Genomic DNA, 25,426 nt, shown 5'->3' on the forward strand with positions numbered 1-25,426 from the left:
GACACCGAATCCGCTCGGCTTCGGGGTCAACATCGTCGGCTCGGGCTCGGACGAAATGCGTGGAGTTCCTGTGAACGTCCCCGAACCTAACGCGCTCGCCTTGGTCTGTCTTGGCGTTTTCGGGATTGGCATGATGCGCCGGCGGATCAAGTATCCGAACCCGAGCCGAGCATGAACCGACGTAGTTCGAGACGGTCCCTACCCAGCGTGAAAGCACCGGTCCGCCGACCCGTCTTGATAGGGCGGGAGTTCTGGGGACACGATACTTAATAGCAGGAGTTAAGTATTGTGTCCCCGAACTTTGGTGTCCCCCGAACTTTTGTTTCCGTCCCTTTCGTCTGGTGTCCCCTTTTCCCCCTTTCCCCCTCCCTTTTCCCCTTGCCCTTTTCCCAGACGGGGGAGGTAGGCCCGCTCCTGCCAGTCGTTTATGTGTGGACAATTTCCGTACATTAGCTAGAATATGTGCAGGAGGATAGCGCTATGGCAAAGCAAGATCGCATCGACTTCCGGGTGGAAGAGGCCATTAAGACCCAATTTACCGAGGCGGCGGAGGTATTCGGCATGAACCTCTCGACCTTTATGATTGCCGCCGCCAAGGAGCAGGTGGCACGGGCGCAGCGCCGCAAGCAGGCAGTGATGCTTACCGACCGCGACCGTGACCTGTTCCTTGCCGCACTAGACCGACCGGCCCGCCCCATGCCTGAATCCATTCGCAAGGCCAAGGCCCGTCATGCTGCACTGGTGGTAGGTGACTGAGGCCACTCCGATCACCTATCGCATCGAAGCAGTCAGGGCAGTGCATAATCGCGCTACCTTTGACTGCGGGCATCCATTCCTTAATACCTACCTCACCCAGTTTGCCCGTCAAAACGACCAGAACGGTGTCGCCAGAGCGTATGTCGCGGTCCCCGCCGAGGCCGGTAATCCGGTTGTTGGCTATTACACCCTCTCGGCCGGCGCCGTGGCCTTCGATAACCTTCCCCCTGCAATTTGCAGAGGTCTGCCCAAATATCCCGTGCCAGTGGTTCGGATCGGGGAACTGGCGGTGGACAATGCCCTCCAGGGGCAAGGCTTGGGTTCTGCGCTGCTTCTCGATGCGCTTGGGCGCATTGCGAACGCCGCGGAGGAGGTGGCCGTTTGGGCCATTGTGGTAGACCCCATCGATCAGCAAGCCTCTTCCTTTTACCTTCATCACGGCTTTGAGGCTCTTCCAGACTGCGAAACGCTATTCCTGACCATGAAGGATGCTACGACTTGGCTGTCGGAGCACGAGGGTTAAGAGACTCTCCCGCATAGGACGTCAGGTTTAGCTCCCGGCACTTCCGGACATACATAACCAGCCGCTCGATATTCCTCACGGCCGTCGGCCGAGTGACCCGGTAAGCCTGTTGCCCTTCACAAAAGGTGGTCTTCGTGGGTCGGTCAGTTCGACGCCCGCTGGATATCCACGGGCCGTGGATCCAGCAGCCGCGCCAGCTGCTGCAGCATCGCCCCACCCAGCTCTTCCGGCTCCCGCAGCATCAGCGCCTGGCGGTAGTAGCGGGTCACGTCATGGCCGATACCGATAGCCATCAGCTGCACCGGGGTGCGCCGCTCCAGCCACTGGATCACTTCCCGCAGGTGGGCATCCAGGTAGGAGGCGGGGTTGGCGGTCAGGGTGGCATCATCCACCGGCGCCCCGTCCGAGATCACCAGCAGGATTTTGCGCGCCTCGGGACGCCGGATCAGGCGCCGATAGGCCCAGATCAGGGCCTCGCCATCGATGTTCTCCTTGAGCAGCCCCGGCTTCAGCATCAGGCCGATACGGTTCCGGGCCCGCCGCCACGGCTGGTCGGCCGCCTTGTAGACGATGTGGCGCAGCTCATTGAGGCGGCCGGGGTCGGCAGGCTCGCCCGCGTTTTGCCATTTTTCCCAGGCCCGCCCCCCCTTCCAGGCACCGGTGGTAAAACCGAGCACCTCCACCTTGACGCCGCAGCGCTCCAGGGTGCGGGCCAGGATGTCGGCGCTCAACGCCGCCACGGTGATCGGCCGGCCGCGCATGGAACCGGAGTTGTCGATCAACAGGGTGACCACGGTATCGCGAAAAGGCGCTTGCTTCTCCCGCTTATAGGAGAGCGCATGGGTGGGGTTGGCCACAACCCGGGCGATGCGCGCGCCATCCAATAGCCCCTCTTCCTGGTCGAACTCCCAGGCCCGCTGTTGTTGCACCAGCAGGCGTCGCTGCAGCCGGTTGGCGATGCGCGCCACCAGTCCCTGCAGCGGGGCGAGCTGGCCGTCGAGCTGGCGGCGCAGCTCGGCCAACTCCTCGCTGCCGGCCAGTTCATCGGCCTCCACCGCCTGGTCGAATTCGCGGGTATAGGCCCGGTATTCGGAGCGGATGGCCTGGCGCGGATCGAGCCAGTTGATACGCAGCGCCTGTTCGGACAGCGTCCCTTCGCCCGCGCCTTCGGCCTCTTCCGCGAGACCCGTCCCCGGCGCGGCCGATTGGAGCGGGCCGGCCTGGCCGGCATCCTCGGCGGGCGCCGCCTCGCCCGGCTGGTCGGCGGGCTCGGCCTCTCCGTCCGGGGCCAGCGCCTCCGGGTCGGCGCCCGCCGCTTCGGGCGGGGACGGGAGCAACACCCCCGACGCCTCCAGCGGGCGGCTGTCCAGGCCGAGGAGCTCCAGAAGGCCGCAGACCCGCCGTGCGTACTCCCCCTGATCTGCCAGCGCCGTACGCAGCTCGCCGAGTGCGCCGGCACCCTCTTCAGCGGTAACTTGGGTAGTCACTTGGGAGGTCAGTTGGGCGGTCACCCAGGGCCGCCAGAGAGCGGCGGCCCGGGCGGCGGCGGCCGGTAGCGCCACTCCGTTCAACTGTTCCCGCGCCAGCAGGGCGACCCCCTCGACCAGGGGGACATCGGCCCGCCGCTCGGCCCGTCCCCAGCCGCACTCCCGGCCTCTCGACTCCAGCAGGGTGGCGAGGTTCCGCGCCACCCCACTCAAGCGGCGTCCGCCCAGCGCCTCGACCCGGGCCTGTTCCAGCAGCTCAAACAGGGCGCCTGCCTCCGGGTCCCGCGGCAGGCGGGCGCGGTGCAAGGGGGCATCATGGAAGCGCAGGCGCAGGGAGCTGGCGTCGGCCAGGCCGCGCAGGCGGGCAATGTCGTCCGCCGACAGGCGCCCCTGCCCGGGCAGGGCCAGCCGCACCGCGCCCGCGTCGACGCTCCCGGACGTGGCAAAACTGACCCGGGTATCGGGGGCGGCGGCCAGGGCGCGCAGGGTGGCGCCGGTAACCCGCTCGAACAGCTCTCTTGCGCTTTCCGGCACCCGCCCGCCTCAGCTCAGGGCCACGCGGGCGGCACTCAGCGGCAGCTCCTCGGCGAAGCAGCGCTGATAAAACTCGGCCACCACCGGGCGTTCCAGCTCATCACACTTGTTCAGGAAGGTGACCCGGAAGGCGTAGGCGCAATCCTGGAAGATGCGGCTGTTCTCCGCCCAGGTGATGACGGTGCGCGGTGACATGACGGTGGAGAGATCGCCGTTGATAAAACTCTGGCGGGTCAGGTCCGCCAATTCCACCATGGCGCTGACCGTCTCCCGCCCCGCCGGGTTGTCCAGCGCCGGCAGTTTGGACAGCACGATCTCCACCTCGACGTCATGCGGCAGGTAGTTCAGGGTCTGCACCAGCGACCAGCGATCCATCTGCCCCTGGTTGATCTGCTGGGTGCCGTGGTAGAGGCCGGTGGTATCGCCCAGGCCGATGGTATTGGCGGTGGCGAACAGGCGGAAATAGGGGTGCGGCCGGATCACCCGGTTCTGATCCAGCAGGGTCAGTTTGCCCTCCACCTCCAACACCCGCTGGATGGCGAACATCACATCCGGGCGACCGGCGTCGTATTCGTCGAACACCAGCGCGCAGGGGTGCTGCAAGGCCCAGGGCAGGATGCCTTCGCGAAACTCGGTGACCTGCTGCCCGTCCTTCAACACGATGGCATCCCGGCCGATCAGGTCAATGCGGCTGACATGGCTGTCGAGATTGACCCGGATACAGGGCCAGCGCAGGCGCGCCGCCACCTGTTCGATATGGGATGATTTGCCGGTACCGTGGTAACCCTGCACCATGACCCGCCGGTTGTGGGCGAAGCCGGCCAGGATCGCCAGGGTGGTCTCGGGATCAAACCGATAGGTGGGATCCGAATCCGGCACATATTCGTTGCCCCGGGAGAAGGCCGGCACCTCCATATCGCTGTCGATACCGAACAGTTCACGCACCGGGATCCGTTGATCCGGTGCGGACAGGGAAAAACCAGAGGTGCCACTGTGGGCGGTTACTAAATCACTCATTCTGCCGGGTTCCGATACTGACGATGGCTGACAAGGGGGCCCCCAGTGTATCGGCCCACCGGTGGGTTTTGAATTGTTCTTAGGTATCACGCGGAAAAATGCCGGCACCCGCAGGGTGACTGCTCAGCTCACCCGATCACGCAGCAGATGGCTCAGCAGGGCGCGCAGCTTGGCCGGTTTTACCGGTTTGTTCAGCATCGGCAACTGCAGTTCCTGAAACAGCTGGACACTCTCATCGCTGTAGTCGGCGGTAATGATCGCCGCGGGGATAGCGCTCCCGGCGCACTTGCGCATGGCCAGCACCGCATCGGTCCCGGTCTGCCCCCGGTCCAGATGGTAGTCGGCCAGGATCACATCCGGCCGCAATGAGCGGGCCTTGCACAGGTCGATCGCCTCGTGCCGGTCACGGGCCAGATAGACCACGCAGTTCCATTGCCGGAGCAGCGCCTCCATGCTGATCAGGATATTGTCATCGTTGTCCAGCACCAGGATGCAGGCACCCTCCAGATTGTTGCCGGTAATCGCCGGCCTGCACTCGGCTGGCAGCGGCGCCGGCGCCTCCGCCAACGGCACCTCCACCGAAAACATCGATCCCCGGGGCGGCCAGGAGAGGACCTCGATTGGGTGTTCCAGCATGCGCGCCAGGCGGTCCACGATGGCCAATCCCAGACCGACCCCCTTGCGCGCCCCCCGCTGGTGAGTGTTCAGCTGGTAAAACTCATGGAATATCTCCTGCAGACGCTCTTCCGGCACCCCCTCACCGGTATCCCATACCTGAATACTGAGCTGACCGCCCTTGCGGCGGCAACCTACCAGCACCCGCCCCTGGGGGGTGTAGCGTAGCGCATTACTAATGAAATTGCGCAGAATCCGCCCCAGCAGTCGGGTATCGGAGCGGACGCTCAGGCACGAGGGGAGCACCCGCAGTTGCAGACCGGAACAGGAGGCCAGTGGCTGGAACTCACCCTCCAGCGAGGCCAGCAGCTGCTGGATCGAGAACACCTCGAACTTCGGCTGCACCGCATCCTGATCGAGCTTGGAGATATACAGCAGATCGTTGAGCAGCTCCTCTGCACCCTCCAGCGCCAGATGCACCCGCTCCACCAGGTAACCGTCCTGTTCGGCCAGCGCCCGTTCGCGCAGGGTCGAGACCAGCAGCCGGGCCGCATTCATCGGCTGCAGGAGATCATGGCTGGCGGCGGCAAGGTACTTGTCCTTGCTCAGATTCGCCTGTTCCGCGGCCTCCTTGGCCAGGCGCAACTCCTCCTGCATCTGTTCCCGTTCGCCGATCTCGCGGAGCAACTTCCTGTTCAGTTGGGTGAGCTCCCGGGTGCGCCGCTCGACCCGCGCCTCAAGCTCCTCATTCAGGCGGGTCAGCTCTTCCTGGGCGCGCCGGTAGGCGCTGATGTCCTGCACGAAGGCCTCGAACAGGTCACCGCCCTCCCCGCTCCGCAGCAGCACATTCATGGAGACATGGATACGCACCCCGTCACGGCGCCTCAGGGTGGTCAGGAAACGGTACGCCTTGCCCAGGCACAGCAGCTCCTGCTTCAGCCGCTCATAGTCGCCGGGGTCATCGAACAGCGCCTCCAGCGGCCGCGGCTGGGCAATGATCAGGCGGCTGTCGTGAAAACCGCACATCGCGGCGAAGGCCGGGTTGGCGGCACGTACCGCACCGTTGAAATCGGCCTGGAATATGCCGTGCAGGGCATTTTCAAACAGCCATTTGTAGCGATTGCGCTCCGCCTCCAGCTCCGCCAGCTTCTCTTCCAGGATGGAGTAGTGGCTCTTGCGGGCCGAATGCGAACCCAGGCCGATCAGATCCTGAAACGATAAACCCTGCTCTTCCGATTCCAGGTCAGGCGGCTCAGAGCGCCTCTTCATAGACCACCTCGACATCACGCCGGTTGGATTTACGCGGATTGGTCAGCAGGCAGGGGTCTTTAATGGCCTTGGCGGAGAGGGTCGGGATATCCGCCGTGCGGACACCGATTTCGGCCAGTTTCTGATACAGCCCGATGTTCTGCTTCAGCTCCACCACCCGGGCCAGCAGGCGCGCCTTCACCTCGGTGGCGTTGAGGCCACGGGTATCCAGCCCCATGGTCTCGGCAATGATCTTGAAGCGGTCCGTGGCGGCGCTGTAGTTGTAGCTGATCACATGCTCCAGCAGGATCGAATTGCACAATCCGTGGGGCAGATCGAGAAACCCGCCCAGGCTGTGGGACATGGCATGCACGGCGCCGAGAATGGCGTTGGAGAAGGCCAGCCCCGCCTTCATCGAGCCCAGCATGATCTGCTCCCGCAACTTCGGGTCCGCGGGATTGGCTGCCAACTGCTCCAGGTTACCGTTGATCAGGCGGATGGCATCCAGGGCGAACATGTCGGTCATTGGGCCGGAGGCGGTGGAGACGAAGGCCTCGATCGCATGCACCAGGGCATCCAGGCCGGTGCAGGCGCGCAGGAACGGGTCCATGGTCTGGGTGGTATCGGGATCCACCAGCGCCACGTCCGGCACCACCGCCTTGCTGACGATGGAGATTTTCACCCGTTCCGCCTCGTCATTGATAATGGCGAATTGCGAGACATCGGCGGAAGTTCCGGCCGTGGTGGGAATAAAAATCAACGGAGGTATGGGGGCGCGAATCTGATCAACCCCCTCGTAGTCGAGGATATGCCGGCCATTGGCGCTGACGATGCCGATGCCCTTGGCGCAATCCATCGGGCTGCCGCCGCCCACGGCGACAATGATATTGCAGCCGTGCTCCCGGTAAAAATCGACCCCGGCCATCACTTCATGGGATCGCGGATTCGGTGACACCTGGGTAAAGGTGACGTGATCGATCCCCTCCTCTCGCAGGGTGCTGGAGACGTCTTCGACCCAGCCAGCCGCCTCGACCCCCGGATCCGAAACCAGCAGCACCTTGCGGGCACCAAAGGTCTTTGCATAGTTGGCGACGCTTTTGCGTGCCCCCGCGCCAAAAATCATCTCCGGGGCGACAAACTTCCGCAGATTGGAAATATCGTGACTCATTTGATCGGTTCCAACGTGCCTCTGGATTGCTCAATCGCCAGGAAAAACCTGGCACTTGGTGTCCGCTTCCCTGGGACTGTGTGTCCGACTCGAGGTGTGAAAGGTTCGGACCGGTGGCGGATAAGAAGCGCGACACCCGCACCGCCCCAATGGTTCGACATTACCTTTAAATCGGCGGACGGTGGGCTGGACGCAGGTTCCCTATGATAGCGAAGACCCCACTGGCCAGAGTATATTTCTTCAGAAAGGTCATACTCGGCTTGTTGAGTATAACGTATCAAATATAATTATTATTTGCGGCTTCCCTGTCCATCCGTCGGACGTCCGCGATTGCACAGTCTACGCCGGACGCTGACTGATTGACAACAGGGGCATGTCAAGCCCGGCAGCCTCCCAGGCTCATAACCCCAGCTTGCCCGGGTCCGTACCCTCCTCCCGGGCCTCCTGGATCTTGGCCTCCTCCACCAGGCGAACCAGTTTCATATGCTCGTCCACCGGCAGGCCAAAACGCAGGAACAGTTCCAGGTGATCCAGCACCCGCTCAAGCATCTCATCCCGGCGATGCAGGTAGAGTAGCACCTTGGCCAGATTATCCGGATCTTCTCCCCGCTCACGCATGCCCTCCGCCGTTTGCAGGGCGTTGGCCAACTCGTCGTCTGTCGGTTTCATATTTTTCCTTCCTGCGGGTCTTGTATGGATGATCTTACCTTAGGGCCACGGAAAAAATAACTCATCCCATCTCGCTTCGCCCTCGGCCCGCTCACGGCGTTGTGCAACGGGTTACATAGGTCCGTCCCTTGCCAAAAAGCGTAACGCCGCCAGAGGGGTACAGTTGCGACCGAATACCGATACTTATTCTTGCGCGAGCCCTTAGATGGCGGACCCTTGGAGAATAGCGGGCCTTTATTGCACCACCCCAGACCAAGACAGGCCACTTGACTTAAGGACTGATCGGTACATAATTACCCCATGAATCAGGGCCGCCCTCTCGAATTTGATCCCCACCTCGCGCTGCAGAAAGCCATGGAGGTATTTTGGCGTCGCGGATACGAAGCCGCCTCGCTGCAGAACCTGCTGTCGGCAATGGCTATCTCCAAGAGCAGTTTCTACCAGACCTTCGGTAGCAAACATGAGCTTTTCCAGCGCTGTCTGCAGCTGTTTCGCGAGCGCCAGGTCAGGCTGATGACGGCAGCCCTTGAGCAGGCACCCTCCGGCAAGGAGTTCCTCCGAACCATGCTCAGGTCGGCGGCCAGCGAAGTGGTTGCGGACGAGCCTCCCAAAGGCTGCCTGATCATGAATACGGCGACCGAGTTCTCTGGACGGGACGCCATAGTCGCCGACCTGGTCGGCAAAGGTGCCAGCCAGTTTACCGAGGTGTTTCGCTGTGCCATCGAACGTGCCCAGTCGGTCGGCGAGATCGACTCCGGCAAGGACGCCGAGGTGCTGGCCCGCTACGTCGTCACCACCATCAGCGGACTCAAAACCATGGCCAAAGCGGGCATGCAGGCCACGGCCATCGAAGACGTGGCCGAGCTGGCGCTGTCTGCCCTGAGCTGAAGGGCGCGTTTTTTTACCATTTTTGTACCGATTGGTGCATATTTATCCAAGGAGATACAGATGCTTGCCGAATACCAGATCACCCTTCCCGCACAAACCATTGAAACGGCCGAGCCGAAAGGAAAAACCCTGCTCGAAACCGCGCAGGCCAATCTTGGCTTCATTCCCAATATGTATAGCAATATGGTCAATTCGCCGGGCCTGCTGGAGACCTACCTGACCGGTTACGCGGCGTTCCGCGCGGATTCCGGTTTCTCGGCACCGGAGCAGGAAGTGGTCTTCCTTACCATCAGTCGCGAAAACGGTTGCGAATACTGCGTCTCCGCGCACTCCTTCCTGGCCGACATGAAGTCCAAGCTGGCCCCGGAAGTGACCGATGCCATCCGCAACGGCACCGCCATCACCGATACCCGGCTGGCGGCGCTGTCTGAGTTCACCCGGGTTGTGGCGAACACGCGCGGCCTGCCGTCAAAGGCCGCCACCGCGGCATTCCTGGCGGCCGGCTATAGCGAACGGCAGATCCTCGAGATCGTCCTCGCCCTGGCGGTGAAGACCCTCAGCAACTATGCCAACCACCTGTTCCATACACCGCTTGACCCGGTATTCGAGGAACGGCGCTGGAGCGACCCGGCCTGACCGGGTGCCGGGGGGGCCTTAAAGGGCTCCCCGGGCTCAACCTTGCCCAAAGCCGCTCCCGGCCATTGCATCCTCGGCTCCGAAAACGGTACATCCCTGTACCACTCCTCCTGGACAAAAATGCCGCCGGCAAGTCTGGAGGAGTCCAGACGACAGTTGCACAAGCGACCACGCGGTGCCGCGCCGGCCCGCGAAATATTCCATCCCCCGTCCCGGTCTTGTTTTGAAACAGGCGCCAGACTATCTCGTCACGGCCATAGAGTGAGGGCTCATGCGGCATGAAAATCGACCCACTGTTACCCGACCAGAGCCACGGCGAACGCTACTTGCGTCAACTGTTCAATCGCCCCTGGCTGGTGGCCCTGTTGGTTGGCAGCGCCATCCATGGGCTGATCACCCTGGATCTGTGGTGGTTCGGATCCGCGGAGTATCTCCCCATCCACTGGCAACTGCTGATCGACAACCCGCTCTGCGCCGTCATCCAGTTGCTGATCCCCTACTTTGTACCCTGGGTAATCACCAGCATGGCCAACCGGCTCAACTGCAAATCCCGCGACTGCCTGATGGCGGCATTTCCCGAGGCCAATCCTGATCTGGTAATCAAACTCGATTCCGGCGGAGCACCGCGATACATCAATCGGGCGGTGATACAGCGGCTGTATGAGGCGGGGCTTTCATTGGAACATCCGGAGGAAATCCTGCCGCCCGACTACAGGCAACAGCTGTTTGGCAACTCGGAAACCACGCTGCGTCTTTGGCATGAGATCCAGGGTCAACACATCGAGTACCTGGCGCGGCGCGAGCCCGGTAGCGGTGGCGTTTTCATCAGCGGACGCATACAAACCGCATAAACAATTGGCGATGCATCCGTGTGAGGTTGCCACCTGGCACTGGGTGACGGTATTGAAGAGAGCGCTGGCCATTCACCTAAAAGGGGACACCGTGAACACACAGATTACCATCAAGGGAAAACGGCTGGGCATTCAACTGAGTCGCCGCGCCGAACAGGCACTGTCGCAACGCCAGACTCCGCTGATAACGGAGATGGAGCTTTACTTCAGTTGCCTGGTACGCAAGCAGGTGCGGTTCCATGACGGCGCGGACAACCTCCCGGGTGAGTCGGTAGCGGTCAACGACAGACTCCGGGTTCGCTTCCGTCCGGTGATGACCCAGTCCTGCCAGGTCGATGAAATCGCGGGTAAAGCGCCGCCGCTAACCGATTTCCCGGTCGTCAATGCGGCGGCGTTTGTACCCCACTGGTTGCGTATCGACTATAAGAATGGCCAGTGGGAGGGGGCGTTTGGCTACTGCTGAGCATTCGGTCAGACTTCCTGGAAAATCAACGATTCGCCGGGAGCCTGGCGGACTGAACCGGCCAATTATGGGCCAAACCCTGAAAAGAAAGCGCGCATTTCCCGGTCCTGTAGGTATATGGCCTGCTTGGTATAAATGTCTTGAGGATGTTTCTGCGCCGGCGGTCATGGGCCACGCTGTAAGTAACGTGAAGCCCCAGCGACTTCACCAAGTTCCACCTAAAAAAATCCAGAATTTTTCACCAAAGGAGACGCAACATGAAAAACCCTTGTTCCAGGAAGAAACTGACGGCCATCATCAGCGGATGCCTCGCCGTGGTCGCCCTCGGCGGTAGCCCCCTCTACGCCGCCAATCCCTGTGCGGCCAAACCGGCAAATCCCTGTGCGAAACCGATGAATCCATGTGCGGCCAATCCCTGTGCGGCCAAGAACCCCTGCGCGGCGAAGCCGATGAATCCGTGTGCGGCCAATCCTTGCGCGGCCAATCCCTGTGCGGCCAAGAACCCCTGCGCGGCCAAGCCGATGAACCCCTGCTCCGCGAAATAACTGTGGTCGGCGGCGGGGGTAGGGGGTACTGACCCGCCGCCGTCATTGCGCGGCTCAGCCTCACTATCTTCCGGTAAGGATTGGTTTTTTAGCTGCGAATGAACGAAAATAGTAAATGGAGGGTGGATAAGCCGTAGGCGCATGCCATCCTCAGGTCCGTGAACGGTACATCCTTGTACCACTCCTCACCAATGCAGCTGAATTGCCGTCATACGGGAGAGTGATATGCTCAGGGTATTGGAATGGGTGGGCGAACGACTTGGGCGCTGGCTGAACCAACCCGCACATATTCATGATACGTCGCGGCCGACACCTGGGCATCTTCTCGTCTCCACGCTCCAACCGGGGGATGTGCTGCTGGTCGAAGGGAACAGTCGAGTGAGTGTGGCGATCAAGTATCTGACCCAGTCCACTTGGTCGCATGCCGCGCTCTACGTCGGACCTCAGGGCGACCGGCGTCCCGGGGTGGCCGGTGATCGGGAGCCCCCCTGCTTTGTAGAGGCCGATATCACGGAGGGTATCCGCCTGGTGGGCATTTCCGAGTTTAATGGCCTGCATAGCAGAATCTGCCGTCCAATCGGTCTGCGGGCCGCCGAACTGGAACAGCTGATCGCCTACGCGCTGTCCCGGGTCGGGCAACACTACGATCTCAGGAATGTGATCGATCTGGCGCGCTATCTGCTCCCGCCCCCCCCCGTGCCGGTACAGTGGCGCCGGCGCATGCTCGCGTTCGGTAGTGGCGATCCGACACGGGCGATCTGCTCGACCTTGATCGCCCAATGTTTTCAGTCTATTCGCTACCCGATCCTGCCGATCGCCAGCGTGGCATCCGCGTCCACGCCCGGCTGTCGCGAGTGCACCAAAGAGAGCCTCAGGGTTCGGCATCACAGTCTGTTTGTGCCACGGGACTTCGATGTGTCACCTTATTTTCGGGTGATCAAACCCACCGTCGAAATGGGTTTCGATTTTCGCAAGTTGCATTGGGAGGATGAAAATCGGAACGAACCGCAAATCACAACGGGTGAGGATTCAGTCTACTCTTAGCCATTGGCACATGAACGCCCATGAATACAACCATTGTAAGGAATATAAAATCCCCGCGACTAACCGCTGGAAATTCCCGCCTGAGGAAATATCAGGATTTTACCCATCAGAAGGAGAATAAACATGACCACAACTTTTTCCAGGAAGAAACTGACCGCCATTGTCGGCGGATGCCTCGCGGTTGTCGCCCTCGGCAGCGGCCCGCTGCAGGCCGCCAATCCCTGCGCCGCGAAACCGATGAACCCCTGCGCCGCGAAGCCGATGAACCCCTGCGCGGCGAAGCCGATGAACCCTTGCGCCGCAAAGCCCATGAACCCCTGCGCGGCCAAAAACATGTCCGCGGGCGTGACACGCCCCGCAGACTACAAGCCCTATAAGGGCGATCACGCGGCCCTGGTTGCCGAGGGCGCGAAGCTGTTCAAGGATACCAGCCTGAGCACCAACGGGATGTCCTGCAACACGTGTCACAACAACAACGGCATGTTCCAGGCCAGTTTCGCGCAACCGTATCCCCACTATGTGCAGATGGCCAATGACCAGTTCAAGCTGAAGGCGGTCCACGCCGATGAGATGGTCCAGCTCTGCATGGTCGCACCCATGGCCGCCAAACCGTTGCCCTGGGACTCCCGGGAACTGGCGGCCCTCGCCGCCTATGTCACCGAACAGCAGAAGGGCTTTGCCAAGCAGCACAAGACGGGGGCAATGAATCCCTGTGCGGCCAAGAATCCTTGCGCGGCCAAGCCAATGAACCCCTGCGCCGCGAAGCCGATGAACCCTTGCGCCGCGAAACCGATGAATCCGTGTGCGGCCAAGCCGATGAACCCCTGCTCCGCGAAGCCAATGAACCCCTGCTCCGCGAAATAGTCGATCGGCGGCGGGCTTGAGCCCGCCGCCGATCCAGGCGGCAGTGGCCTGAATTTGGTTTCCATCAAGTAATGGTCAATCCCTATTGATGAATGAATCTTTGAACAGACTATCGGATGTGGAGAAGGTGTCACCCACCGCTCCGGCATCCCGTAACGGCTCCCGGAGAGCCATTCAGTGGGGCGTATTTTCGATAGCGTCACTCGTTATCCTGGTGCTTGTTGCGTTTCTCGCCACGCCACGCCTGGCGCTGCTGCTGCTGTTGGGCGTTGCCCTGGGCATCACCCTGCAGCATGGCGCCTTTGGTTTTACCAGTGCCTACCGGCGCTTCCTGCTAAAGCGCGAAACTCCAGCGCTGCAGGCCCAGTTGCTCATGCTCGCCGTCGCCACGCTGCTGTTCGCGCCCTTTCTCAGCGAGGGCCAGTTTCTCGGCCGCGGCCTGATCGGCGCCTGGGCGCCGGCCGGCCTGCAGGTCGCCGCCGGGGCTTTCCTGTTCGGCATCGGTATGCAACTGGGTGACGGCTGCGGCTCCGGCACCCTCTACAAGGCCGGCGGCGGCGCACCGCGCATGGTCATCACGCTGCTCGCATTTTGTGCCGGCTCCTTCTGGGCCAGCCTGCACATGGTCCAGTGGCAGACATTGCCGGCGTTACAGACCCAGTCGCTTGCCGAACCCCTGGGTTATCCGTTGGCGGTCACCCTGCAGCTTGGATTCATCGGCCTGCTCGCCCTGCTGCTGCGTCGCTGGGGCGTGCGGCGCGATGCAGCACCGCGTATACGGCAGGGATTCTGGAAACGTCTGTCGACCGGCCCCTGGAGCCTGCCCGCCGCCGCCCTGGCACTTGCCCTGCTCGGACTGGCGACGTTGCTCACCGCCGGTCATCCCTGGACCATCACCTGGGCCTTTACCCTGTGGGGCGCCAAGGCCGCGCTGCTTTTAGGCTGGGATCCCGCCACATCAGCCTTCTGGACCGGAGGCTTTCAGCAGGCGGCGCTCCAGGGCAGTGTATTACAGGATGTGACCTCGGTGATGGATATCGGCATCCTCCTCGGGGCGCTGGCCGCGACCGGGCTGGGTGGCCGCTTTGCGCCGTCATTCCGCATCCCGATGCGTTCCCTGGCGGCGGCCATTATCGGCGGTGTGCTGATGGGTTACGGCGCCCGCATCGCCTACGGCTGCAATATCGGCGCCTTCTTTTCCGGGGTCGCTTCGCTCAGCCTGCACGGCTGGCTGTGGATCATCTGCGCCCTCGCCGGCAGCGTGCTGGGCGTGTGCTGGCGGCCCCATTTCGGACTTTCGAATCGATGAATAGTACAGATAGTGCAGCAATATCCCGTACACCCGCCATCCTGACACCTCCCGATCCGGCCCGGCTGCCCGCCGGGGTAATCGAGCAGATGCTTATTGCGGGCGACGAGGTCAATACCTGTATCCGGGCGCTGGAACGGGTCGGGCTCAACCTGGTGGGCGAGGTGCTCAAGGGCCAGGGCGAATTCATCGAGCTGGAGCATTATCCGAAGGATGATGTGTTCGACGACGAGACCCATGGCCAGTACTACTACCACGCCCACCGCGCCGATCACGGCGAACACGGCCACTTCCACACCTTTCTGCGCGCCGGCGGCATGCCCGGGGATGCACGTCCCCTGGATTACCCCCTGGCCAGCGCCCCCTGGCCCCGGGGGGACGAGGCCATCGCCCATCTGGCGGGCATCTCCATGGATGCCTGGGGCCGGCCCATCGGGCTGTTCGCCGCCAACCGCTGGGTCACCGGCGAGACCTGGTACCCGGCAGACAACGTCATCGAGATGCTGCCACGCTTCGCCATCGGCCACGCTTGGCCCTCCTGGCCGCTGAACCGCTGGATCAGCGCCATGCTGCGGCTGTTCCGGCCCCACGTCGAGGCCCTGATCCTGCACCGCGATGTGGTGATCAATGCCTGGCAACAGGCCCATCCGCAGCGGGATGTGTTCGAGGACCGCGAGTTGGAATTGACCGGTTATCTGCCCGTTTCGGTGGATGACTGGATGGCGGAATTGAGGCAGGTGGCTTCATGACCCGGCTCCGTTTCCGAATCGCGTTTATCTGCTGGGCGCTGCTGATGTCCGGCGCAACGGTGTCACTGGCGGACAGCGATGCCGACCCTTCCATCGACAGCTTCCTCGACCGCCACTGGCAGCGCCCGCTGCCACTCCAGGGGGAAGCGCCGGCGGGTTTTTCACCGCTGGAGAGCTCCCTGGATCCACGCGCCTGCGGCGCCTGTCATCCCCACCAGTTCCAGGATTGGAAGGACAGCCTGCACGCCCATGCCATGGGTCCCGGCCTGCTGGGACAGCTCATCGAGATGGACCCGGCCAACCGCGAGGAACACCAGGCCTGCCTGCGCTGCCACGCCCCCCTGGCGGAGCAGGCCGGGGAAGTGGCGACCTGGATCGCCGAGGGCCACAGCGGCCTGGCCCCGGCCACGCCTACCGGGGTGCCCACCGGCCCACTCTTCAACCAGGGGCTGATCTGCACCGCCTGCCACCTGCGCGCCTGGGAGATTCACGGCCCGCCCGCCCGCAACGGGGATGAAAGCGGGAAAACCGCCGGACCACATGGCGGTTTCAATCCCGACGTAGCCTTCGAGTCTTCACGCTTCTGCGCCGCCTGCCACCAGTTCGAGTCGGACGGCTTCGCCCTCAACGGCAAACTGCTGGAAAACACCTTCACGGAGTGGCGCGCCAGTCCCCAGGCGGCGGCCGGGCAGAGCTGCCAGTCCTGCCACATGCCGGACCGCCGCCACCAGTGGCGCGGCATCCACGACAAGGATACCGTGCTGTCGGGGGTGGAGATCGGGCTTGACGGTGTCACGGCCACCGGCCCGACGCTCTCCGCCAGGCTCAGCCTGACCAACAGCGGTGTCGGCCACCACTTCCCCACCTACGTGACGCCCCGGGTGGTGATGGAGGCGGTACAGTTGGACGCGGACGGTACGTTGCTGCCGCAGACCCGGGAGGAGCGGATCATCGCCCGGCAGGTGAGCATGGACCTGAGCGAGGAGTTGTCCGACACCCGACTGGCGCCGGGCGGGAGCATCACTCTCGACTACCGGCAGCCGCGCGATCCGCAAGCCGGTTCCCTGCGCCTGCGCATCCGCGTCGAGCCGGACCGCTTTTACCGGGACTTCTACCAGGCAATGCTTGATAACGGCTGGGCCGGTAAAGGCAGCGGGTTGCTGCGGCGTGCGCTCGATGCTGCCGATGCGTCGGTCTTTACCCTGTTTGAGCGGGAGATTCCATTGCTATGATAACGAGTGCCGTTTGCGCCCCCGGAGGTTCTTGCAGTCTCGCAAGAGAATCCCTTATCCGAGCATTTCAAACCCTGGGTATCTCGCTGCCTTCTTGTCAAACGTCGCTGCAGTGTCTGGAACTGAACACCGAAACTTGAGGTTAGGATCTGTAAGGAATCGCCCTGTTCGCCGACCAATTTTCTCGATAGGTGCCATCGGCACAGAGAGAAACGACGACCCTACAGGAGCAACCATGAAGTACCTTTCCAGACACAAGTCCGCAATCCTGGCCCTTATCGGCGTATTGGCCCTGGGAGCCTCTGGATAGAGCCTGGCCACCGGCGACGCCAGCGCCGGCAAGGAGAAGGCCCGGAGCCTGGGCTGTGTCTCCTGTCACGGACAGGAAGGGATCAGCGCCAATCCCATGTACCCCAACCTGGCCGGACAGAAGGGGCTCTACCTGCTGAAGCAATTGAAGGCGTTCAAGCACAAGGAACGCACCAACCCGATCATGCTGAGCCAGGCCAAGGGACTGTCGGATCAGGATATGAAAGATCTCGCCAGCTATTTCAACAGCCTGCGCTGAGGCCCAGTGAATCAGCACAAGTGAATCAGAACCAGTGAATTCAGAATGAACGAAACACTTCCGCTACTGCTGAATACCGATTTTCCGCTTCTGCGGCGCCGACGAATCGAGACCGTGCAGGCCAACCTCGGTTACCGCTGCAACCAATCCTGCCTGCATTGCCATGTGGCGGCAGGCCCGAAACGCGTGGAAGCGATGAGCCGGACGACCATGGCCCTGCTGTTACTCTTCGCGCGCCGGCAGGGCATCACCACCCTGGATCTCACCGGTGGCGCCCCGGAACTCAACCCGGATTTCCGCCACCTGGTGATCGCCGCGCGTGAACAGGGGCTGCATGTCATCGACCGCTGTAATCTCACCATACTCAACGAACCCGGCCAGGAGGATCTGGCGCGGTTTCTCGCCGATAACGACGTCGAAATCATCGCCTCGCTACCCTGCTACCTGGAGGAGAATGTGGACCGGCAACGGGGCTCGGGGGTGTTCGACGGCAGTCTCGCCGGCCTGCACCGGCTCAACGCACTGGGTTACGGAGAAGCGGACAGCAGCAGACGGCTGAATCTGGTCTACAACCCTGCCGGACCGAGCCTGCCGCCCGATCAGCGGCAACTGGAGGCCGACTACCGGACGCAGTTGCGGTCCCGCTTCGGCATTGTCTTCAACCAGCTGTACGCCCTGGCCAACATGCCGATCCGCCGCTTCGGCAGCCAACTCATCTCCCACAACGAATTCTTTGACTACATGAATCTGCTCAAGGGTGCGCACCAGGAAGGCAACCTGGCCTCGGTGATGTGCCGTACAATGCTATCGGTGGACTGGCAGGGCCGGGTGTATGATTGTGACTTCAACCAGATGCTGGGGCTGCCACCGGGTGGTAGCAGCGAACCCGTCCACCTGTCCATACTGCTTGATCACGACTTTGCCGGCCGCCCGATCCGGGTGGCCGACCATTGCTACGGCTGTACCGCCGGCCAGGGCAGCAGTTGCGGCGGTGCCCTGAATGATCATTGAAAACATGGATGAATGGCACTAAGTTAAGCCCAGAGCCCCGTCATCCCGGCGAATGCCGGGATCCAGAACCCGCATCCGCGGTGAATTCATGGATTCCGGCCTGCGCCGGAATGACGAAAAAATGGATTCCTGCCTTAACTTAGTGCCATTCAAAACACGGATAACGCACATGCAACCAAGCCAGGATAAACAACACCCCACGGGAAAACCCATTCAGCCACCCTGCCGCATTCTGGTGCTGTGCACCGGCAACTCGGCACGCAGCGTGATGGCCGAGGCCATTTTCAATCACTTCGGAGGAGGCCATTTCCAGGCCTTCAGCGCCGGCAGCCGCCCCACGGGAAAGGTCAATCCACTGGCCCTGGAGCGCATCAGGGAACAGGGGATGTCCGCCTCGGACTACCGCAGCAAGAGCTGGCTGGAGTTCACGACCGAAGACTCGCCGCCCCTGGATATCCTGCTGACCGTTTGCGATAGCGCGGCGGCCGAGGTCTGCCCCGCCTTTCCCGGAGATAGTGTTCACATCCATTGGGGTCTGCCCGATCCGGCGGCGGTCACCGGCGATCCCGGGCACGCCCGGGCGGCCTTCAAGTCCTGCTTCGAAACGCTCCGCTCCCGGGTGGAGACCCTGGTGAGCCTGCCACTGAAGAAATATGGCAAGCAGGAGGTCGCCCACGCAATGACGCGGATTGCGGCCAGGGATTCATCGCCTGCCGATACCGATGGACCGTCTTGATATGAAGCGCATCGGTCTCGACAGGTTACCGGTCACGTCCCCGGTCTACCGGCATCAGACCGAGACGATCAAGCAGACTGCCCATGCCCGGGAAGGGACGCACCCCTCCGAGCGGGTGTTATGGTGGGGTGCATGTTTTTACGACTGGCGTCATGGAATGAGTCGATGAAAATACCCCGCGTTCTGCTTGCCCTCTTGTGGGCCGGCTCCCTGGCCCCAGCGCTCGCAACGGAAACACCGGTTATCTCCATGGATGGACGGTATGCCGGTGTGCCAGGGGGCAGCACGCCGGTCACACACTCCCCGCGTCCCGCGGCCCTCAACGCGCGCATCGACACAGCCCTGAAGGCCAAGGGCGCAGACTACCGGCCCCGCAGCGAACACCTGCGGCCCGACGGCAGCCCGCGCTACACCAACCGGCTGATCCTGGAGGACTCCCCCTACCTGACCCAGCACGCCCACAATCCGGTGGACTGGTATGCCTGGGGAGCCGAGGCGTTCGAGAAGGCGAAGCGGGAGAACAAGCCGATCTTCCTCTCTATCGGCTACGCCACCTGCCACTGGTGCCACGTCATGGAGCGCGAGAGCTTCGAAAACCCGGCCATCGCCGACCTGCTCAACCGCCACTTCGTCGCCATCAAGGTGGACCGGGAGCGCCGTCCCGAGGTGGATCAGACCTACATGACCGCGGTGCAGCTGATCGCCGGCCGCGGTGGCTGGCCGCTCAACGCCTTCCTCACCCCGGACGGCAGACCCTTTCATGGCGGCACCTACTCCCCACCCGGCCCGTTCCGCGGCCTGGTGACTCGGGTCGCCGCGCTTTGGGACGGCAAGCGGCAGGAGGTATTGGACCAGGCCGGACGCGTTGCCCAGGTACTCGCCGCGGTGCAGGCGCGCCAGGCCATGGCGGGCGCGGTGGGCCGCGAGGCGATTCAGGCGGCGGTGACGGAGGCGTTGGAGACACACGATGAACTGCAGGGGGGCTTCGGCCCGGCGCCCAAATTCCCCCGCGAACCGCTGCTCATGCTGCTGCTGAACGCGGCCGAACGCAGCCCCGAACCGGCACTGCTGGAGGCGATCGGAACCACCCTCGATGCGATTTCCCGGGGCGGCATCCACGATCAGGTAGGCGGCGGCTTCCACCGCTACGCCACCGACAACGACTGGCTGGTGCCCCACTTCGAGAAGATGCTCTACAACCAGGCCCAGCTCGCCCGGGTCTATCTCCTGGCCTGGCGGTTGACCGGCAATCCACTCTACCGCCGCGTCGCCACCCAGGCCCTGGATTACGTACTGCGTGACATGCGCTCGGCGGAAGGCGCCTTCTACTCCGCCAGCGATGCCGACAGCGAGGGCCGTGAGGGCACCTTCTTCCTCTGGACGCCGGAACAGCTACGCGGCGTGCTGCCCGGGGAGGACGCGGCACTGGCCATTAACCTGTTCGGCGTCACCGACGGCGGCAACTTCGAGGGCGGCAACATCCTGCATCTGCCGCGCCCCCTGGCCGAGTTTGCCGGGGAGAACGGGATGTCGCAGGCGCAGCTTCTGGATCGCCTCGACCGCATCCGCGAACGCCTCTACCAGGCGCGGGAGGCGCGTCCCCATCCCCTGCGCGACGACAAGATCCTCACCGCCTGGAACGGCATGATGATCACCACCCTGGCCCAGGCGGGCGATCTGCTCGGCGAGCCGCGCTATACCGGGGCGGCGGCACGGGCCGCCCGCTTCCTGTGGGAACAAAACCACCGCGCGGCAGGCGAGCTGTGGCGGGTGCATCTCGATGGCAGCTCATCCATTCCGGCCCTCCAGGAGGACTACGCCTATTTTGCCGAGGGGCTGCTGCAGCTGTACGACAGCACCGGCGACAGCCTCTGGCTGGAGCGGGCGCGCGAACTGGCCGACGCCATGCTGGAGCGCTTCTGGGATGATGAGAAGGGCGGATTTTTCATGGCCCGTCAGGATAACCAGATCACCGCCCTGGGCCGTGCCCGGGAGATGAGCGGCGACACCTCCATGCCCTCCGGCAACTCGGTGGCCCTGCGGGTGCTGCAGATGCTCTCGGTGCGCACCGACCGGTTCGATTACGGCGAGCGGGCCAGGGCCACGCTGGCGGCCTTCGCCGAACCCGTCGCGCGCCATCCCCCGGGTTTCGGTTACCTGCTGCATGGCGAGTGGGGCCGGCGCCGCTACGCCGCCCTCGGCGGCATACGCATCCACGCCGCGCAGGCCGGGGCCCGGCGCGTCACCGTGGAACTGGAGATCCCGCCGGGCTGGCATGTCAATGCCCACCAGCCCTTGCAGGAGAATCTGATCCCCACCACCCTCGCCCTCGTACCCGGCACCGATGGATGGCGCCTGGGACAAATCGACTACCCGGTGGGCGAGCGCCAACAGCTGGGCTTCCAGCGCGAACCCCTCTCGCTCTACCAGGGCAAGGTGCAGATCGAGGCCACGATCGAACCCGTTGCACCGGCATCGCGGATCGTGCCGTTAAGATTGGGATTGCAGGCCTGCAATGACCAGGTCTGCCTGGCGCCGGAGACGGTAGTCCTGCATCTGCCGATGACCGACGGGAAGACACCGCCACCCGTGGATGCAGCAGGCAACCCGCATGAAGCACGCGATGCTGCCACAGCCACTTTTCGGGTAGCGAAGTGAACTGAACGAAATATCCACATTTAATAAATGGTAATTAGATGTTTCGTTCCATTTCTCCGAACCCGGTGCCCCCCTATCGGGAAAAAAACCTGGTAACCGGTTGATTTCCATCCGGTGCGACCGATCCTCATCGGATGGAATATATCTTGCACACATTTCGAGGGATGGCCGGGACGGCAAGCGCCGTGGATCGGCTCCGGGCGGACACTCTGTCCGCGAACAAGAATCGGCGCGCTTCCAGTGGCGACCGGATCGATCAGGGGAACTTCTATGGCTATTGTTCATCGCATCCAGCATCGGCTGGCGCTCGCCTTCGTGGCGGTCGCGCTGATCCCGGCGCTGGTCATCGGCACCTATTCCGAAAGGGTCTCCAGCCGGTCACTGCTGGATCGTGAACTCGATGCCCAACGGCAGGGCGTGGACAATGCGAGGCGGGTCATAGAGGGATTCCTGGATTCGGCGCGGGGGGACGTGCTCTACCTCAGCCAATCCCGTCCCATGCAGGCGCTCGTTCGCGCGCGCGAACAGGGGGAGACCGGAGATCAGATACATATTGATAACCAGACTCGTGGCGCTCGTTCGCGCGCGCGAACAGGGGGAGACCGCCGGATCGTCTGTGCGATCCGCCCGCGGTGAGCTGGAACAGGAGTTCCGATCCTTTGCCCAGCAACGCGGCATCTACTACCAGGTGCGCTATCTGGACGAAAGGGGGCGGGAGGTCGTGCGGGTGGATTTCGACGGCGAACAGGCCTCCATCCGATCCCGGAATCGCCTGCAGGACAAGTCGGGACACTATTATTTCGAGGAGTCGGTCGGACTTCTTCCCGGTAGGGTGTTCGTCTCGCCGCTCGATCTCAACCGCGAGCAAGGCAAGATCGAGGTCCCGCACAGGCCGGTCATCCGTTACGCGACGCCGGTGAGATTCTCCGATGGCAGAAAGGCCGGGGTCGTGCTGACCAATGTAGATGCAACGCAATTCCTGTCCGCCATCGGCGAGGCCTGGCTGGTCGATGAGAAAGGCTACTACTTTGCCCACCCGGACCCGGAAAAGGTTTGGGGCAGTGAGCGGGATCTCGGTACGGGAGAGGGCCTGCGCAAGGACAACCCTGAGGATATTTCCCAGCTGCTGGGACGCCAAGGCGGACAGTTGGAGACCGCAAGCCGGCTCATCACCTATCAGTCTCTTCAGGTCCCCGCGTCGGACAGGTATTGGACCGTCCTGTCGGTTCGTCAATCGGACGAACTGCTGACGAGCGTCACCGAGTTTCGGATCAACTTCGGGGCCATCCTCGCGGGGGCGTTGCTGGTAGCATTGCTACTCGCCTGGTTTCTTGACCGCAGGATCTCGCGGCCCATTGAATACCTCACCGAGCAGGCAGACAAGGTCAGCATGGGGAATCTGCTCAACCCCATCGATCTGCGCGATGCCACCGAGATCGGGCGACTGGGCGAGGCGTTCGAGCGTATGCGCGTGAGCATGGTGCGGGCCATAGAACACCGGCGCCGGGCCTGACGTGCCCGGCGATGCGACGGGGAAGACCTGCCCATGAACAGTAATCAACGTACGATCGTCGGCTTCGATAAAATCCTGGAGGAGCTGAAACGGCTCTCCGGGGAGAAGCGATCGGGGACACTCTTCATCACCACGGACGATAACCATGCCGCCCGTTTCGTCCTGGAAGGGGGGGAGGTGACCTCCCTCGGCTACCGGCATTATCACGGCTACGATGCCCTGCCCAGGATTCAGAAGATCAGGAGCGGCTACTACCGCTTCGTGGATCAGGGGTTCATGTCCATGGAGGAGGTCCCTATGCCGGAGACCAGCGAGCTGCTGGGTCTCCTCCAGATGGACAGGGGAGACGAGGACAACCTCGGCCCGGCCGCCGCGGACCCATCGGACGAGACACTCGCCACCCTGCGGCGGGAATTGACCGTCCATATCGGGCCCATTGCGGCCATCCTGTGCGAGGAGTATCTCCAGGATCACGGAAAGCCGGCCGATCCGGCGGCGCTTGCGCGGATGATCCACCACCTTGCCGCCGAGATCGGCGAGCCTCGGAAGCGCGATCTCTTCATATCGCGGGTCAAGTAATGATGTAGCTTTTTGCGCATTCTGGCAAACTCCTAATCCATGCGCCAATCGTGAAAGAAGCACTCCGGGAGCCTGCCGACGTAAGGGTCGGCGCGTCTGCACGACAACCCAGGGATGTACGGGAAATCGAGGTAGGAGAATCCGATGTCCAGCATGCAATACCCGTTCTCGCTGCTGTGGGCGGCGCCCCTGGTGGCCTTCCTCGGCTATGCCGCGCACCGCGCCAGCCTCTGTACGGTCCGGGCGGTGGCGGATGTCCTGGAATCGCGTCGTTTTGAACGCTTCGGCGGATTCCTGCGGGCCGTGCTGTGGGCAATGCTGCTGACCCTGCCGGCGCTCCTGCTGATGCCGAACCTGTACGCCGCACCCGCTCCAACGGCCCCGCTGTGGGTGGGACTGGGCGGCGGATTCCTGTTCGGCCTCGGAGCGGCCCTGAATGGTGGCTGCTCCTTTTCGACCCTGCAACGGCTTGCCGACGCCGACTGGCGGATGCTGGCCACGCTGGCGGGCTTCATCAGCGGCGTCGCCGCCTGGCAGCTCGCGCCGCCACTGTTCACCCTGAACACCCCACCGGGCCTTCCGTCCCCGGCCTGGCTGATGGCGGCGCTGGCACTGCTGGTCATCTGGGGAGGCGCCGAGATCCGGGCGCTTTGGCCACACAGGCATGGACTGCGGGAACGGCTGGGGGCCGACGCTTACAGCCCCCGGACCACCGCCGTCCTGCTCGGCCTGGGGGCCGGCGCACTCTACCTGGGATTCGGACCCTGGACCTACACCTATACCCTGCGCGGTTCGGTCAGCGCGCTGGCGGGCGGCCCGGTAGCACCGCCCGCCACCCAGCTTCTGCTGGTACCCGTGCTGCTGCTCGGGATGATGATCTCGGCCTGGCGGCGGGGTGCCTGGCACAAGGCGAGACCGGCCACAGGCTGGACCCTGAATCTCGGTGGCGGCCTATTGATGGGGCTCGGCGGCGCCCTGATCCCCGGCGGCAACGACACCCTGCTACTGCGATTGATCCCCACACTCACCCCGCACAGCCTGTGGATCTACCTCATGCTGGTCGGCGGGGTGGCCGGCGGCCTGCTGCTGAAAAGAGCCGTCCTGACCCCGGCACCGGCGGCACACCGACCGGATGACGACCGGTGTTGCTGAAGGGAGGAAATAATCCTCGACAATTCACGGTCTCTTTTCATGAGCTTCATCTAAAATGGCTATGGCGACGCTCAACTGGATTAGATCTTCATCAAAAGGAACCAAGATGACCACTCAATCAACGAATATACGACTACACGGCCTCCTGTTGGCACTCGGCATGCTGTTCATTTCCGCTACCCGGGCCGACATCGACACGCCACTTCCCGGAACCGTCACCCTGCAGACGTCATATCCGTTCGACGTGCTTGCCACCCGGGTCGAACAGGCGGTCAGTAATCACAAGATGGGATTGGTGGCACAGGCCAGCGCCAGCCGCGGTGCCGCGTCACGCGGGGTCAGCATCCCCGGCAATCTGGTACTCATGGTGTTCCGTAACGATTATGCCGTGCGCATGCTCAACGCCAGCGTCGCGGCCGGCTTCGAGGCGCCGTTGCGCCTCTACCTCACGGAGAACGGCGACGGCACCTCGAACCTGACCTATCGCCTGCCGAGCGCGATCTTCGCGCCCTATGGCAACCGGGATCTGGATGCGATGGCAACGGAGCTCGACGAGATATTCAATGCCATTGTCGGAGACGCCACTCGCCGATAATCCAGTGGGGGTAACA

The 25,426-nt window shown here is 62.9% G+C and carries 27 protein-coding genes; 22 read left to right on the forward strand and 5 right to left on the reverse strand.

The annotated features are described in order from the left end of the window. The first annotated feature begins 55 nt into the window (after positions 1-55). The 3 genes from NPX02_RS21580 to NPX02_RS06155 all read left to right on the forward strand — a co-directional run bounded on the left by NPX02_RS21580 (position 56) and on the right by NPX02_RS06155 (position 1,279). On the forward strand, positions 56-175 hold the full coding sequence (locus tag NPX02_RS21580; protein ID WP_418067321.1) for a PEP-CTERM sorting domain-containing protein: 120 nt from the start codon (positions 56-58) through the stop codon (positions 173-175). A 305-nt stretch (positions 176-480) separates the two neighbouring features. Beyond that, on the forward strand, positions 481-756 hold the full coding sequence (locus NPX02_RS06150; RefSeq protein ID WP_260292571.1) for a type II toxin-antitoxin system TacA family antitoxin: 276 nt from the start codon (positions 481-483) through the stop codon (positions 754-756). Beyond that, positions 749-1,279: a GNAT family N-acetyltransferase gene (locus tag NPX02_RS06155; RefSeq protein ID WP_260292572.1), complete on the forward strand. Its 531-nt coding sequence runs from the start codon at positions 749-751 to the stop codon at positions 1,277-1,279. Before NPX02_RS06150 ends, NPX02_RS06155 begins: the two co-directional genes overlap by 8 nt. Positions 1,280-1,422: 143 nt before the next feature. On the opposite strand, the gene NPX02_RS06160 is transcribed toward NPX02_RS06155, so the two are convergent. The 5 genes from NPX02_RS06160 to NPX02_RS06180 all read right to left on the reverse strand — a co-directional run bounded on the left by NPX02_RS06160 (position 1,423) and on the right by NPX02_RS06180 (position 8,017). Beyond that, complete coding sequence (locus NPX02_RS06160) at positions 1,423-3,300, reverse strand: cobaltochelatase CobT-related protein (RefSeq protein WP_260292573.1); 1,878 nt, start codon at positions 3,298-3,300, stop codon at positions 1,423-1,425. Between the two features lie 9 nt (positions 3,301-3,309). Beyond that, positions 3,310-4,317, reverse strand: coding sequence for a cobaltochelatase subunit CobS (gene cobS, locus NPX02_RS06165; RefSeq protein WP_260292574.1), 1,008 nt, complete (start codon positions 4,315-4,317; stop codon positions 3,310-3,312). Positions 4,318-4,440: 123 nt separating this feature from the next. After that, positions 4,441-6,201 carry a hybrid sensor histidine kinase/response regulator gene (locus tag NPX02_RS06170; RefSeq protein WP_260292575.1) on the reverse strand — a complete coding sequence of 587 codons (1,761 nt, stop codon included), beginning with the start codon at positions 6,199-6,201 and terminating at the stop codon, positions 4,441-4,443. Next, positions 6,185-7,348, reverse strand: coding sequence for an alcohol dehydrogenase-like regulatory protein ErcA (gene ercA / locus NPX02_RS06175; RefSeq protein ID WP_260292576.1), 1,164 nt, complete (start codon positions 7,346-7,348; stop codon positions 6,185-6,187). The genes NPX02_RS06170 and ercA overlap by 17 nt, the downstream gene beginning before the upstream one ends. 399 nt (positions 7,349-7,747) lie before the next feature. Further along, positions 7,748-8,017, reverse strand: coding sequence for a hypothetical protein (locus NPX02_RS06180; protein ID WP_260292578.1), 270 nt, complete (start codon positions 8,015-8,017; stop codon positions 7,748-7,750). Between the two features lie 354 nt (positions 8,018-8,371). Here NPX02_RS06180 and NPX02_RS06185 point away from each other — a divergent pair, with 354 nt between their 5' ends. The 19 genes from NPX02_RS06185 (at position 8,372) to NPX02_RS06280 (ending at position 25,410) form a co-directional block, all read left to right on the forward strand. Continuing rightward, positions 8,372-8,905, forward strand: coding sequence for a TetR/AcrR family transcriptional regulator (locus NPX02_RS06185; protein ID WP_260292579.1), 534 nt, complete (start codon positions 8,372-8,374; stop codon positions 8,903-8,905). Positions 8,906-8,965: 60 nt separating this feature from the next. Continuing rightward, positions 8,966-9,541, forward strand: coding sequence for a carboxymuconolactone decarboxylase family protein (locus NPX02_RS06190; protein ID WP_260292580.1), 576 nt, complete (start codon positions 8,966-8,968; stop codon positions 9,539-9,541). A 278-nt stretch (positions 9,542-9,819) separates the two neighbouring features. Then, the gene (locus NPX02_RS06195) at positions 9,820-10,392 is read left to right on the forward strand and encodes a hypothetical protein (RefSeq protein WP_260292581.1); all 573 of its coding nucleotides are present in this window, start codon (positions 9,820-9,822) and stop codon (positions 10,390-10,392) included. Positions 10,393-10,483: 91 nt separating this feature from the next. Beyond that, on the forward strand, positions 10,484-10,855 hold the full coding sequence (locus NPX02_RS06200) for a hypothetical protein (RefSeq protein ID WP_260292582.1): 372 nt from the start codon (positions 10,484-10,486) through the stop codon (positions 10,853-10,855). 257 nt (positions 10,856-11,112) lie between these two features. Then, positions 11,113-11,400: a hypothetical protein gene (locus tag NPX02_RS06205; RefSeq protein ID WP_260292690.1), complete on the forward strand. Its 288-nt coding sequence runs from the start codon at positions 11,113-11,115 to the stop codon at positions 11,398-11,400. Between the two features lie 225 nt (positions 11,401-11,625). Beyond that, positions 11,626-12,444, forward strand: a complete 819-nt coding sequence (locus NPX02_RS06210) for a YiiX/YebB-like N1pC/P60 family cysteine hydrolase (protein WP_260292583.1) — start codon at positions 11,626-11,628, stop codon at positions 12,442-12,444. 123 nt (positions 12,445-12,567) lie between these two features. Next, the gene (locus NPX02_RS06215) at positions 12,568-13,308 is read left to right on the forward strand and encodes a c-type cytochrome (protein ID WP_260292584.1); all 741 of its coding nucleotides are present in this window, start codon (positions 12,568-12,570) and stop codon (positions 13,306-13,308) included. Between the two features lie 100 nt (positions 13,309-13,408). Further along, positions 13,409-14,617 (forward strand): YeeE/YedE family protein, encoded by a 1,209-nt coding sequence (locus NPX02_RS06220; RefSeq protein WP_260292585.1) that lies wholly within the window; start codon positions 13,409-13,411, stop codon positions 14,615-14,617. Continuing rightward, positions 14,614-15,366: a DUF6969 family protein gene (locus NPX02_RS06225; RefSeq protein ID WP_260292586.1), complete on the forward strand. Its 753-nt coding sequence runs from the start codon at positions 14,614-14,616 to the stop codon at positions 15,364-15,366. The genes NPX02_RS06220 and NPX02_RS06225 overlap by 4 nt, the downstream gene beginning before the upstream one ends. Beyond that, positions 15,363-16,598, forward strand: a complete 1,236-nt coding sequence (locus NPX02_RS06235; protein WP_305792772.1) for a multiheme c-type cytochrome — start codon at positions 15,363-15,365, stop codon at positions 16,596-16,598. The genes NPX02_RS06225 and NPX02_RS06235 overlap by 4 nt, the downstream gene beginning before the upstream one ends. 313 nt (positions 16,599-16,911) lie before the next feature. Continuing rightward, the gene (locus tag NPX02_RS06240) at positions 16,912-17,166 is read left to right on the forward strand and encodes a c-type cytochrome (RefSeq protein WP_260292685.1); all 255 of its coding nucleotides are present in this window, start codon (positions 16,912-16,914) and stop codon (positions 17,164-17,166) included. Positions 17,167-17,211: 45 nt separating this feature from the next. Next, positions 17,212-18,177: an arsenosugar biosynthesis radical SAM (seleno)protein ArsS gene (gene arsS / locus NPX02_RS06245; RefSeq protein ID WP_260292588.1), complete on the forward strand. Its 966-nt coding sequence runs from the start codon at positions 17,212-17,214 to the stop codon at positions 18,175-18,177. Positions 18,178-18,346: 169 nt separating this feature from the next. Then, positions 18,347-18,913, forward strand: coding sequence for an arsenate reductase ArsC (locus NPX02_RS06250; protein WP_260292589.1), 567 nt, complete (start codon positions 18,347-18,349; stop codon positions 18,911-18,913). 249 nt (positions 18,914-19,162) lie between these two features. Then, positions 19,163-21,571: a DUF255 domain-containing protein gene (locus NPX02_RS06255; protein WP_260292590.1), complete on the forward strand. Its 2,409-nt coding sequence runs from the start codon at positions 19,163-19,165 to the stop codon at positions 21,569-21,571. Between the two features lie 270 nt (positions 21,572-21,841). After that, entirely contained in the window at positions 21,842-22,207 is a 366-nt protein-coding gene (locus NPX02_RS06260) for a hypothetical protein (protein ID WP_260292591.1), read from the forward strand. After that, complete coding sequence (locus tag NPX02_RS21465; RefSeq protein ID WP_260292592.1) at positions 22,188-23,084, forward strand: HAMP domain-containing protein; 897 nt, start codon at positions 22,188-22,190, stop codon at positions 23,082-23,084. Before NPX02_RS06260 ends, NPX02_RS21465 begins: the two co-directional genes overlap by 20 nt. A gap of 33 nt (positions 23,085-23,117) precedes the next feature. Beyond that, entirely contained in the window at positions 23,118-23,663 is a 546-nt protein-coding gene (locus NPX02_RS06270; protein ID WP_260292593.1) for a DUF4388 domain-containing protein, read from the forward strand. Between the two features lie 144 nt (positions 23,664-23,807). Then, entirely contained in the window at positions 23,808-24,815 is a 1,008-nt protein-coding gene (locus NPX02_RS06275; RefSeq protein ID WP_260292594.1) for a YeeE/YedE thiosulfate transporter family protein, read from the forward strand. A gap of 106 nt (positions 24,816-24,921) precedes the next feature. After that, complete coding sequence (locus NPX02_RS06280; protein WP_260292595.1) at positions 24,922-25,410, forward strand: DUF302 domain-containing protein; 489 nt, start codon at positions 24,922-24,924, stop codon at positions 25,408-25,410. The last annotated feature ends 16 nt before the right edge of the window (positions 25,411-25,426 follow it).

Source organism: Sedimenticola hydrogenitrophicus (genome assembly GCF_025175675.1).
GTDB lineage: Bacteria > Pseudomonadota > Gammaproteobacteria > Chromatiales > Chromatiaceae > Sedimenticola > Sedimenticola hydrogenitrophicus.